Here is a 12,780-nt window from a genome sequence, read left to right on the forward strand (position 1 = left end):
AATTGAAGCGAAATTTAGCTTAGAGCATCCAACCAAATCGACGCTTGATGGCCTAAGCCTCAACTTTGGAGAGTGGCGCTTTAATCTGCGTGCGTCCAATACTGAACCACTTATCAGACTAAATATCGAAAGTCGCGGCGATAAAGAGTTACTGGCTACTAAAACTCAAGAAGTTCAGCAATGGCTAGTAGCACAAGGTGCTGTACCAGCATAAAGCCATAAAATCGAGCAAAGATAGTTTTGATTATAATTCGAAAAAAAAGCTCGCTAATGATTGTTAGCGAGCTTTTATTAACTAAAGAAAATCTTGCATAAGGTTATTTAGATCGGCCAACACCCATGTAATCGCCTACTAGGCTATCGATTTGCGACCGTGTGAGTGCATTTTGTGCATCAAATACTGGCATGGCTTGCTGATTAATTTTAGCAATATCCAACTGATCTCGTGGCGACCAACTGATAATAAAAATAGCCTGAGCGTCATCAAGCTGTGAGTAAGGATTGGCAATCAATTCAAGCAGTGGTTGCTGTTGATAGAGCGCGGCAAGTTCAGCCTGCGCTTTATCACTATAGACCAGTGTACGAATATTATAAGACCACAATAACGCTAATAACGGATGAACGGCTGAACCTGAAGTACGTCCCGATCCTGCTTTATAACTACCGCCCCAAATCATGACGGTTTTATTATCAATAAAGCCATCAAAATACTGCCAGAACTTACGGAATATCAGCTCTTTTTGGTCTTCATTAATGTGCATAATAGACTGCAACAGCGGCATATCTAAGCTGTGCGTCTCGCTCGATTGCTGTAATTTAGCCAGCTCAGTAGGTAAGGTATTACCACCAAATCCCCATCCTGCTTGCAGATAACTACTGCCCACTCGCTCATCTAACCCCATGATACGGCTCACTTGGCTGATATCAACCCGTTGGCTATCAGCCAAGCGTGACATCTCGTTCATAAAGCTCACTCTTGTCGCGAGCATAGCCATGATACTACTACGGGCAAACTCTATCGTTGCGATATCAGCATGGTGAGCAGCACGCGCATGCTGAATTAAAGGCTTTAGGACATCTAAATGCTGGCTACTGTTCGCTGTTTTTTCGCCCAGTAACCATAACGAAGGATTCAACATTGAGCTATACGCATCGCCATCTTGCAAGAACACAAACGGCACATAATACACCCAAGCTCGCTGCAAACGCTCAGATAGCGCTGAGATAGCGCCCAGTTGCTCAATACCACTCATAATTAAAGGTATTGTCTGCTGATGACTATGATTAAATGCAGTAATCCAGCTGTCTCCTACCCATACTGGCTTGATGCTGTCTAAAAATAACCAATAAAGCGCCACTTTGCTTTGATCATCAATATTGATACTCTGACTGATGGCTCGATTTTCATCATAACTTGCAGCTTCATAGCGTTGTATTAACGTGTCCGCATTATCTGGCACTGCTTGACTAATAATGACCTGCTGCTGCTCATACATTTGCCATAACGCTTGCAAATGATGCTCAAAGCCATACTGCTGTATCTGCTGTTTCAATAGCTTCATATCTGCGTATAAGTGAATACGCTGACCTAAGCTTGCCAGCACCACCGCACTGGTAATAGCTTCAATACTGTGGCCAACAAGCACACAGACATTAAAGTTGTTAATCTGATTTGGTTCAGATTCATTTTTATATTTAGGCATACATTTATCGTTTGAAGCAGCACTCATGGGTGTACCTTTTTACATTATTGGCTAATCAACATCACTAAGACAGCTGTTTAATATGCTGTAATAGCTGGTCAGTAGAAGTATCAAACTGGCCTTGAGTCTCTTGCTGCATGGCGTGATGCACAGACTCTGCCATTTGCTTGCCCATCTCAACCCCCCATTGATCAAATGGGTTGATATCCCAGATACTGGCCATGACATAAACTTTATGCTCATAAAGCGCGATTAACGCGCCTAAACTATGCGGGGTCAGCTCATCAATTAGCAAGGTTGTAGAAGGCTGATTACCGCGGTAATATTTATATTTATCGGCATCAGAAGCTATCTGAATATCAGCCTCAGCAATAGCAGCATTACCAAACGCCAGCACCCGACTTTGCGCCAGACAGTTGGCTAACGACAATTCATGTTGCTGTTGTAGCGGCGTATTTTTTGCCACATCGCTATAGCGGCGCACGCAAGCAATAAAATCACAGGACACTTGCTGCGTACCTTGATGCAGCAGCTGATAAAAGGCATGCTGAGCGTTTGAGCCAATCTCACCCCACAGAATCGGACAAGTATCATAATCGATATGATCGCCGTGTTGAGTGACAGATTTACCATTACTCTCCATCTCAAGCTGGGTTAGATAACTTGGCAAATAGCTTAAACGACCATCATAAGGCAGTACCGTATGAGCATTTACTTGCAAAAAGGTACTGTTCCAGACCGCAAGCAAACCTAACAATACGGGCAAATTCTCTGCAAAATCCGCTTGGGCAAAATGCTCATCCATACTATGAGCACCTGCTAACAACGCTTTAAACCCTTCTATGCCGATACGAATGGCAATGGCAAGACCAATCGCTGACCATAAAGAAAAACGCCCACCAACCCATTCCCAAAGCTGCAATTGATGCTCAGGATGAATACCCCACTCACTCATTTTTTCACTATTGGCCGAGATACCGATAAAATGACGGCGTAATACACTCTCTTCCGTACCAGCGCGCAGTATGGCAGTAGCAAGCAGCCATGATAGTGCGGTTTTAGCATTCGATAAGGTATCAACAGTACCAAAGGATTTGGATGAGATAATAAATAAGGTGGTTTCTGGATTTAAATGTTTAAGCAGATTATCAAGCTGAGTGCCATCCATATTGGAAACAAAATGCACTTTAATATCAGTATCTGCCCACTCATCGAGCGAGGTCGTCGCCATGAGCGGTCCTAAATCAGAACCACCAACCCCAATATTGACCACATCAGTAATTGCCTTGCCCGAAAATCCGCGCCATGTACCAGTACGTACACGCTCAGATAAGCGCTCAACTTGCCCCAAGCTTTTATGAACATCAGCAACGACATCTTGCCTGCCAACTTGAAGTTTAGCCGTAGCTGGCAAGCGCAGTGCCGTATGCAGCGCCGCACGCGCTTCACTGGTATTGACCATTGCGCCTTGTAATAAAGAGTCAATACGTTCTGATAACTCACAACTGTTTGCTAAACTAAGTAAATTATCTAATACGATGTCATCAATACACTGCTTACTATAGTCCATATATAGCGCACCAGCTTGCGTACTAAAACGAGTCGTACGCTCAGTATCTTGTGCAAATAGTTTATCTAGCGACCATGGCTGTTCCGCTAACTCTTGCAATTGCTGCCAGTATTGAGAGTGACGTGCGCTGTGATAAACTTTATTATTGATAGTACTCATCCACCATTCTCATCGGCCAATTGCTGCTGAGCAAAATATATAAATGCCTGCATGTAAGAGTTCATATCGCCGGCATCATAACTGTTACCGCGCATGGTCGTGACATGAACACCATATTCGCTGATAAGCGCATCAATAGCATCGGTCAGTTGAATCTCCCCGCCAACTGATACCTTTGTTTTCGCAAGATAGTCGAAAATATAATGGCTAAAGACATAACGACCGACCACAGCCAGTCTTGAGGGCGCATCAGCTAAACTTGGTTTTTCTACAAAACCTGCCACTTTAAAACTGATGTTTTTATCCGCTTCGTTGGCTGAACTATTTTCATCACTCAACGCTTCATGTAGTTGGGCGATGCCATATTTATGCACATCTTTATCGGCGACCTTGTCGACCAATATTTGCGAATGGTTGTCATTGGCGAAAGCATCAATCATAAAAGCTAAATTATCAGCAGACATATCACCATTAAAAGGATCAAGCACCACATCTGGCAGCAGTACCGCAAAATCATGCTCACCAATAATTGGACGGGCAGCAAGCACCGCATGACCGAGACCCAAAGGCTTGCCTTGACGTATCATCGATATGGTTACGTCATCTGGTAGCCAGTTTAAGCTGTCTGCTAGCTCATCCTTACCTTTAACACGCAATTGGTTGTCCAACTCAGCATTGATATCAAAGTAATTTTCAATCGCGCTTTTTTGCGCATGACCAACCAAGACGATATGCTTAATACCGGCAGCAATAGCTTCTTCCACTACATAATGGATGGCAGGACGATTACCAAGCGGCAGTAGCTCTTTGGGTACTGACTTAGACAATGGCAACATACGAGTACCAAAGCCTGCAACGGGTATCACCGCGTGAGTAATTTTTTTCATAAGGATTAATAGATACTTAAATAATAATGGATAAGGGTTTGTTTTCTTTGATGTTTATATTGGGTTATAGCCATTTGGATTCATACTTTGCCAACGCCACGTATCTTGGCACATATCAGTGATAGAAAGGCTTGCCTCCCATCCTAATAACTCTTTTGCTTTATTCGCACTGGCATAACAACTGGCAATATCACCGGCTCGTCGCCCCACGAACTGAAAAGGAATATCTTGAGCTGATACGGCAGAAAAAGCTCTAACCAGCTCTAATACAGAAGTTCCCTTACCTGATCCTAAATTGATCGGGAGAAAACCCAAACTTTGTTTTTGCTGCTTTAGATAATTGAGCGCTGCAACATGACCTTGTGCAAGGTCAGTGACATGGATAAAGTCACGTACACCCGTACCATCGACGGTAGCATAGTCATTGCCAAAAATACTTAATCGATCAAGCTTACCGACCGCGACTTGCGAGATATAAGGCATCAAGTTATTAGGAATATCATTCGGATCTTCGCCAATTTGTCCAGATGAATGCGCGCCTACTGGATTAAAGTACCTTAAAGGAATAAGGCTCCAGCTGTTATCTGATAGCGCCAAGTCCTCCAAAATATGCTCAACCGTAAGCTTACTTTGTCCATAAGGATTAGTACAGGAACGTGGAAAGCCTTCATCAATCGGTAGCGTTTTAGGATCGCCGTAAACCGTAGCTGATGATGAAAAAACTAGATTTTTAATATCATATTCAGCCATGATTTCAAGTAAGATAATCGTGCCGCTTACATTATTATCATAATATATCAATGGCTTAGCTACAGACTCGCCAACCGATTTTAAACCGGCAAAATGAATCACACCAAAAAACTGATGGGCTGAAAAAACTTTTCTTAGTGAATCAGCATCTCTAATATCGCCTTCGATAAAGTCGATAGGCTGCCCAATAAGGGTTGAGACACGATTAACCGCCTCAAGACTGCTGTTCGATAAATTATCATATATCACCACCTCGTAGCCTGCTTCATGCAATGCAATACAAGTATGTGAACCGATATATCCTGCGCCGCCGGTGACTAAAATTTTATGCTTCATACCCACCCCCAAAGCTATTTGCAAAACAAAAAAAGACACCCCATTGTAGGGGTGCCTGCATTATTTTTCAACGTCATTTGAGTATTAGTAGTCAGTTAGCTGCTGATATTACCAGCCTGTCACTTCTTTTAATTTCTCACCCAATTTTGATGGGTCACGCGTGTAAGCAATGCCTGCCGCTTCGAACGCTTTAAATTTATCTTCAGCTGTACCTTGACCGCCAGAGATGATAGCGCCGGCATGACCCATACGCTTGCCTTCAGGGGCAGTTACACCAGCGATATAACCAACCACTGGCTTAGTGACATGGTCTTTGATGTAAGCAGCTGCTTCTTCTTCAGCAGTACCACCGATTTCACCGATTAGGATAATTGCTTCAGTTTGTGGATCTTCTTGGAACAATTTCAATGCATCAATCTGGTTCATACCAGGGATCGGATCGCCACCGATACCGATACAGGTTGATTGACCAAAACCAAGTTTAGTAGTTTGAGCAACGGCTTCATAAGTCAAAGTACCAGAGCGTGAGATGATACCCACTTTACCTGGCAAATGGATATGACCTGGCATGATGCCGATTTTGCACTGACCTGGGGTGATAACGCCTGGGCAGTTAGGACCAATTAGACGTACATCGCCTGCTGTTTCAAGGTAGCGTTTGGCTTTAAGCATATCAAGCGTTGGTACGCCTTCAGTGATCACAACAATGAGTTTCACACCAGCGTCAATTGCTTCGATGATAGAATCTAGTACAAAAGGAGCTGGTACATAGATAACAGAAGCGTCTGCTTGGGTGGCTGCCATTGCTTCAGACATGGTGTTGAATACTGGCAAACCTAGGTGCGTTTGACCGCCTTTACCAGGGGTTACGCCGCCAACAACTTTTGTACCATATTCGATGGCTTGTTCTGAGTGGAACGTACCATTTTTACCGGTAAAACCTTGCACCAATACTTTGGTGTCTTTATCAATTAATACACTCATTATCTTATCCTTGTATGCAGTTGTCTTGTAGGCGCGTACCTATCCTGCCACGTTAAATGTTAACGGTGGCAGAATAAGTAAGCGCCTTGTACTCTTGAGCAATTAAGCTTTAACAGCGTCAACAATTTTTTGAGCGGCGTCTGATAAACCTTGAGCTGAAATTAATTTCAGACCAGATTCTTCTAGGATTTTCGCGCCTAGCTCAGCATTGTTACCCTCTAAGCGGACAACAACTGGTACTTTAACATCAACTTCTTTGATTGCAGCGATAATAGCTTCTGCAATCATGTCACAACGTACGATACCACCGAAGATGTTGATCAAAACACCTTCAACGCTGCTGTCTTCAAGAATGATCTTGAATGCTTCAACAACGCGATCTTTAGTTGCACCGCCGCCAACGTCCAAGAAGTTAGCAGGCTTGCCGCCGTACAATTTGATGATATCCATCGTTGCCATTGCAAGACCGGCACCGTTTACCATACAACCGATATTGCCTTCTAGCGCAACATAGTTTAGATCAAACTCAGCCGCTTTAAGCTCACGCTCATTTTCTTGTGATTTGTCTTGTAGCGCAGCAATCTTAGGCAGACGATACAAAGCATTTGAGTCGATACCAATTTTGCCATCAACACAAACGATCTCGCCATTTTCGCGAACCGCTAATGGGTTGATTTCAAGTAAATCAATGTCGTTTTCAACGAATGCTTGATAAGCACCGGTCATAATTTTTACGAACTGATTGATCTGCTTGCCTTCTAGACCCAATTTAAACGCCACTTCACGCGCTTGGTAAGGCATAAGACCCACTAAAGGATCAACATTGACTTTAAAGATTTTTTCAGGGGTTTCTTCTGCAACTTTCTCAATCTCAACACCGCCTTCAGTTGATGCCATAAACGTCACGCGACGTGAAGAGCGGTCAACAACAGCACCAAGATATAGCTCAGTTTGTACTGGGTACATATCTTCTGCAACCAAAACGAAGTTTACTGGTTGACCAGCGGCATCCGTTTGATACGTTACAAGGTTTTTACCGATAAGCTCATCAGTTACTTGCTTGGCTTCTTCACGAGTCTTAACCAATTTAACGCCACCCGCTTTACCGCGACCACCAGCATGAACCTGCGCTTTGATGACTGCGATATCAGTTGGGGTTTTGTCAAAAGCTGCCGCTGCTTCGTCGCCACTGTAGGCAATGATCCCTTCTTGAATTGGCAAGCCATAGCTTTTCAATAGCTCTTTTGCTTGATACTCATGTAAATTCATTGATTGAATCCTTTATTTTTACTATTAATAAAAAATGAAAACCCATACACCGTAGAATGTTCTACTGTACTTAAGTAAGGCCAACGCAGCATTCAAAATAATCATTCAAACAGTGCGATGGTCATGTCATCATCTAATAACCATTTAATACACTTAAAATATCTTTATACAAAATATTTTTAGCCGTTAAAATTATTTACGTTTTTTACGTTGGATTGCGTGAATCGCACGACCATCCGCTGACAATGCTGCTTCATGTACGGCTTCAGAGATCGTTGGATGCGCAAACGTCATCAACTGCAAATCTTCGATGCTTGATACAAATTCCATCGCAATCATACCTTGATGGATGATATCGCCTGCACCAGCAGACATCGCATGCATACCTAATAAACGGTCTGTTTTGGCATCAGCAACGACTTTGATAGAACCTTGCGCTTCACTTTGTGCTAAGGCACGACCGTTAGCAGCTAGGTTAAATGAACCTGTTTTGACTTCATAACCTGCAGCTTCTGCTTCTTGTTCAGTCAAACCAACCCATGCGATTTCTGGATGCGTATAAATGACATTGATGATGGTGTCGTAATTTACTTGTGCTTTTTCACCATGAATACGCTCAACAGCCATCATGCCTTCTTCCATGGCTTTATGCGCAAGCATAGGACCACGTACCAAATCACCGATAGCATAAACGCCGTCAAGGTTGGTTTTGCACTGATCATTCACATCAATCAAACCACGTTCGGTCAATTGAATACCACTGTCTTCGCCCAGTAATTTTTCAGAATAAGCACGGCGACCGACACAAACGATAAGCTTATCAAAGCTCTCTTCACTAGATTCGCCTTTGGCTTCACTGGTAACGATGACTTGATCGCCTTTCACTTCAGCATTGGTTACTTTAGTATCAACACGGATATCAAGACCTTGCTTTTTCAGCATCTTGCCAGCTTCTTTAGCAATATCTTTGTCAGCTGCAGCCAAGAAGCTAGGTAGCGCTTCATATACGACGACTTCTGCGCCAAGGCGACGCCATACTGAACCGAGCTCAAGACCGATAACACCGGCACCAATTACGCCTAAACGCTTAGGCACAGCAGTGAAGTCAAGCGCGCCAGTAGAATCAACGATACGATCGCCGTCTGTCTTGGCAACTGGAATATCAATTGGCACTGAACCTGCCGCAAGAATCACGTTTTTAGCAGTAATCGTGGTTTCGCTATCATCAGCAAGTGCGGTAAATTTAACTTTTTTGGCGCTACCTTTACCATCAACCAACGTACCCCAGCCTTGTAGCCAGTCAACGCCATTACCTTTTAATAAGGCTGCAACACCACCAGTCAACTGCTTAACGATACCTTCTTTACGGGCAATCATTTGCTCGATATCGATAGCAACATCACCAGTAGTAATGCCATGCTCAGCAAGGTCGTGCTTAGTAGCTTCATAGCGATGTGAGCTATCAAGCAGTGCTTTTGATGGGATACAACCGACGTTTAAGCAAGTACCGCCAAGCGCAGGCTCGCCTTTATAAACGCGTTTTTCGATACAAGCAACGCTCATACCTAGCTGTCCTGCACGGATTGCTGCTTCATAACCACCAGGTCCGCCGCCGATGACGACTAAATCATAACTGTCTTTCATAATACGTTCCTATTTTAATTTTAGTTTAATTTTAGGTATCATATAAACCAATTTTATCTCGTTAGTAAACCATCGACTTATCTATTCGATAACCAATACGATATCTAAATGCTAGATAATAGATGCGTTTAAAAAGACGATAAAGATGGCTGCTGAGTATTTTTAGCTCATTGCTCATAAGATAGAACTGAAAAAGCTAAAAGGCATTAAAAGATAATCTATACAAAGCTAAAAAGCTTGTATCAGTCATGACTGATACAAGCCTAAAAACTTAAAGATCTAAAAGCAACATAGTAGGGTCTTCAACCAATTCTTTCAGTGTTACCAAGAATTGTACTGCTTCTTTACCATCAATCATACGATGGTCATAAGACAGTGCAAGATACATCATTGGCAAGATTTTAACTTCACCATTAACTGCCATAGGACGGTCATTGATCGCATGCATACCCAAGATAGCGGTTTGTGGTGGATTCAAGATAGGTGTTGACATCAATGAACCAAATACGCCACCGTTTGAAATCGTAAAAGTACCGCCAATCATGTCATCTAGACCAAGTTTGCCTTCTTGTGCTTTACCACCAAACTCACGAATCTTGGCTTCAACGTCTGCCATGCTCATGCGATCAGTATCACGCAATACTGGTACGACTAGACCACGGTTAGAAGATACGGCAACACCGATATCATAGTAGCCATGATAAACGATGTCATCACCGTCTAATGACGCGTTCACAGCTGGGTAGCGTTTTAGTGCTTCAGTCGCCGCTTTCACGAATAACGACATAAAGCCTAAACGTGTGCCATGACGCTTTTCGAACTGATCTTTATACTTGGTACGCATGTCCATCAACGGTTTCATGTTGACTTCGTTGAACGTCGTTAGCATTGCTGTTTCTTGAGAAGCAGCTAGCAGACGATTCGCGATTGTCTTACGTAGACGCGTCATTGGTACACGTTTTTCGGTACGCTCGCCAACCGCTTCAGCAACCGGACGACCACTATCAGAAGTGATTGAGCTATCCGCTTTTAACGTTGGGTTTGACATATCGGTTTTAGTCACACGACCGCCACGACCACTGCCTTCAACGTTTTTAGGATCTACGCCAGACTCTTTAGCTGCTTTACGTACCGCAGGGCTTTGATCTTTATGATCAGATTCAGCAGATGCTTGTACTGGCTCGCCGCCATCTGTTGCTTGCTTAGGTTGTACTGGCGCAGCTGGTTGATCTGGATCAACGGCAGGAGCCGCTTCAGCACTGGCGCTAGCACCGGCTTCAAATTCAGCAATCAGCTCATCAGACAATACGATATCGTCTACTTGCTTAACGATTCGGGTTACAACACCGTTATCAGGCGCGACCACTTCTAATACAACTTTATCAGTTTCGATTTCAGCTAATAGGTCATCACGGTTTACTTGCTGACCTTCAGTGACATGCCATTCAACGATTGTACCATCGGCAACCGATTCTGGAAAAACGGGGGCTTTAATTTCAGCCATCGATATACTCCTTAGATTTGGATATTACTATTTATAATTAAGTCGTGATAGGCAGTCAGTACCATTAAAAACGTGATATTTAAATTGTCTCACTAGGTACTGACTGTCATCGCCTGATTCATTGATTACATACAATCTGTTATTTAGATGTGCTATTAAATAGAAAGCTCATCTACACTGATACCAAGACCACCAGCGATTAAATCTTGTTGTTGCTTAACGTGTAATTTTGCTGAACCCGTCGCAGGCGCCGCACTAGCAGGACGTGCAACTGGCTCCATCACTTTTGCTCTAGTTGGATGCGGGACAACAATGCGGAACATGTGCGGTGCTAGATAATACCAAGCGCCTTGATTCAATGGCTCTTCTTGCGTCCAAACGATTTCTTTTAAGTTGCTATATTTTTCAATTTCAGCAATTAAACGTTTTTCTGGTAAAGGATAGAGCTGTTCGATACGAACGATTGCCACATGGTCTAGACCTAAAGCACGACGCTGCTCAAGCAAATCATAATAGACCTTGCCACCACATAGCACCATACGAGTCACATTGTCCGGATTTTGCTGATCCATCTCTGGCAATACCGTTTCAAACATGCCATGTGCCAATTCTTCTAATTGAGAAGTCGCAAGCTTATGACGTAGTAAACTTTTTGGCGACATAACAATTAGCGGTTTACGGATTGGGCGAACCGCTTGACGACGTAACGCATGATAAATCTGAGCAGGCGTCGTTGGTGTGATGACCTGCATATTATCTTCAGCACATAACTGCAAAAAGCGTTCGAGACGGGCTGATGAATGTTCAGGACCTTGACCTTCAAAACCGTGCGGCAATAGCATGGTCAAACCACAAACACGCTGCCATTTGGTCTCGCCACTAGCGATAAATTGGTCAATAACTACTTGGGCGCCGTTGACGAAGTCACCAAACTGCGCTTCCCAAACGACCAATGCGTTTGGTACTGTGGTCGCGTAACCATATTCAAAAGCCAATACCGCTTCTTCTGATAACAATGAGTTATAAGTGGCAAAGCGAGCTTGGTCTTCACTCAGGTGAGCTAATGGCACATACATGCTGCCATCTTCGATATTGTATAGCTCACTATGACGATGTGAGAACGTACCACGTCCTACATCTTCACCGGTAATACGTACCAAAACTTTATCATTATCAACCAGTGATGCGTATGCCAATGTTTCAGCTGCGCCCCAGTTTAAAGGCTCTTCGCCAGTTTGCATGGCCAAGCGCTGCTCAACCACTTTTTGTACTTGGCGCTGTAGCTTATAGCCTTCAGGCATTTCTGCCATACGGCGACCATAACCTTTTAATACTTCGATATCGACACTGGTATCCCAATCGTCAACTAAATCGTGACCCAGATAAGGTTTCCAATCGACAAATAGCTGCTCGTTCGGCTCGTTTACCAATGAGTTGGCAACATATTCACCGCGGTCTAATGATTCACGATACTCATCTTCTAAACGCGTTTCATCTTCTTTACTCAGCAAACCTTCTTCGATTAACTGTTTCGCGTAAATAGTACGAGTCGTTGGTAGTTTTTTGATCACTGCATACATCAATGGCTGGGTCGCTGAAGGCTCATCGGCCTCATTGTGACCGTTACGGCGATAGCAGAAAAGATCTATGATGATGTCTTTGTCAAACTCATGACGATAATCTAATGCCAATTGCGCAGCAAATACCACAGACTCAGGATCGTCACCGTTAACATGTAAAATTGGCGCATGAACCATTTTTGCCACGTCGGTGCAGTATTCCGTTGAGCGTGCATCTTCTTGACGACTGGTGGTAAAACCAACTTGGTTATTAATCACAATATGTATGGTGCCGCCCGTCGTATACGCACGGGTTTGTGACATCTGGAATGTCTCTTGTACCACGCCTTGACCGGCAAACGCGGCATCACCATGAATAACGATTGGCAATACTGAATTGCCTATCTTGTTTTCA

9 protein-coding genes and 1 pseudogene are annotated in these 12,780 nt (G+C 43.5%); 1 reads left to right on the forward strand and 9 read right to left on the reverse strand.

Features of this window, described 5'->3' with window-relative positions:
• Positions 1-214 (forward strand): annotated as a pseudogene (locus VLN09_RS08040) (phosphomannomutase CpsG); the annotation flags it as partial.
• Positions 215-317: 103 nt separating this feature from the next.
• Here the strand turns inward: VLN09_RS08040 and VLN09_RS08045 are convergent.
• The 9 genes from VLN09_RS08045 to VLN09_RS08085 form a co-directional block, all read right to left on the reverse strand.
• Positions 318-1,730, reverse strand: coding sequence for a UDP-glucose/GDP-mannose dehydrogenase family protein (locus VLN09_RS08045; protein ID WP_325245373.1), 1,413 nt, complete (start codon positions 1,728-1,730; stop codon positions 318-320).
• A gap of 37 nt (positions 1,731-1,767) precedes the next feature.
• Positions 1,768-3,432, reverse strand: a complete 1,665-nt coding sequence (gene pgi, locus VLN09_RS08050; protein WP_325245375.1) for a glucose-6-phosphate isomerase — start codon at positions 3,430-3,432, stop codon at positions 1,768-1,770.
• Positions 3,429-4,319, reverse strand: a complete 891-nt coding sequence (locus VLN09_RS08055; protein WP_325245377.1) for a UTP--glucose-1-phosphate uridylyltransferase — start codon at positions 4,317-4,319, stop codon at positions 3,429-3,431. The genes pgi and VLN09_RS08055 overlap by 4 nt, the downstream gene beginning before the upstream one ends.
• A gap of 54 nt (positions 4,320-4,373) precedes the next feature.
• Complete coding sequence (gene galE / locus VLN09_RS08060; RefSeq protein ID WP_325245379.1) at positions 4,374-5,405, reverse strand: UDP-glucose 4-epimerase GalE; 1,032 nt, start codon at positions 5,403-5,405, stop codon at positions 4,374-4,376.
• A 108-nt stretch (positions 5,406-5,513) separates the two neighbouring features.
• Positions 5,514-6,389, reverse strand: coding sequence for a succinate--CoA ligase subunit alpha (gene sucD / locus VLN09_RS08065; protein WP_011512490.1), 876 nt, complete (start codon positions 6,387-6,389; stop codon positions 5,514-5,516).
• 102 nt (positions 6,390-6,491) lie between these two features.
• The gene (gene sucC, locus VLN09_RS08070) at positions 6,492-7,658 is read right to left on the reverse strand and encodes an ADP-forming succinate--CoA ligase subunit beta (protein WP_325245383.1); all 1,167 of its coding nucleotides are present in this window, start codon (positions 7,656-7,658) and stop codon (positions 6,492-6,494) included.
• Positions 7,659-7,850: 192 nt separating this feature from the next.
• Positions 7,851-9,302 (reverse strand): dihydrolipoyl dehydrogenase, encoded by a 1,452-nt coding sequence (gene lpdA / locus VLN09_RS08075; RefSeq protein ID WP_325245385.1) that lies wholly within the window; start codon positions 9,300-9,302, stop codon positions 7,851-7,853.
• Positions 9,303-9,573: 271 nt separating this feature from the next.
• Positions 9,574-10,806: a 2-oxoglutarate dehydrogenase complex dihydrolipoyllysine-residue succinyltransferase gene (odhB, locus tag VLN09_RS08080; RefSeq protein ID WP_325245387.1), complete on the reverse strand. Its 1,233-nt coding sequence runs from the start codon at positions 10,804-10,806 to the stop codon at positions 9,574-9,576.
• A gap of 155 nt (positions 10,807-10,961) precedes the next feature.
• Positions 10,962-12,780, reverse strand: a 1,819-nt coding sequence (locus tag VLN09_RS08085; protein WP_325245389.1) for a 2-oxoglutarate dehydrogenase E1 component, incomplete at its 5' end; no start/stop codon positions are given.

Origin of the sequence: Psychrobacter sp. (genome assembly GCF_035469765.1) — a bacterium.
Taxonomy (GTDB): Bacteria; Pseudomonadota; Gammaproteobacteria; order Pseudomonadales; family Moraxellaceae; genus Psychrobacter.

Bases quoted from the DNA above. Each gene is read 5' to 3' on its own strand.
- VLN09_RS08055 (WP_325245377.1), bottom strand. From the start codon at position 4,319: ATGAAAAAAATTACTCACGCGGTGATACCCGTTGCAGGCTTTGGTACT.
- sucC (WP_325245383.1), bottom strand. From the start codon at position 7,658: ATGAATTTACATGAGTATCAAGCAAAAGAGCTATTGAAAAGCTATGGC.
- odhB (WP_325245387.1), bottom strand. From the start codon at position 10,806: ATGGCTGAAATTAAAGCCCCCGTTTTTCCAGAATCGGTTGCCGATGGT.
- pgi (WP_325245375.1), bottom strand. From the start codon at position 3,432: ATGAGTACTATCAATAATAAAGTTTATCACAGCGCACGTCACTCTCAA.
- VLN09_RS08045 (WP_325245373.1), bottom strand. From the start codon at position 1,730: ATGAGTGCTGCTTCAAACGATAAATGTATGCCTAAATATAAAAATGAA.
- galE (WP_325245379.1), bottom strand. From the start codon at position 5,405: ATGAAGCATAAAATTTTAGTCACCGGCGGCGCAGGATATATCGGTTCA.
- lpdA (WP_325245385.1), bottom strand. From the start codon at position 9,302: ATGAAAGACAGTTATGATTTAGTCGTCATCGGCGGCGGACCTGGTGGT.
- sucD (WP_011512490.1), bottom strand. From the start codon at position 6,389: ATGAGTGTATTAATTGATAAAGACACCAAAGTATTGGTGCAAGGTTTT.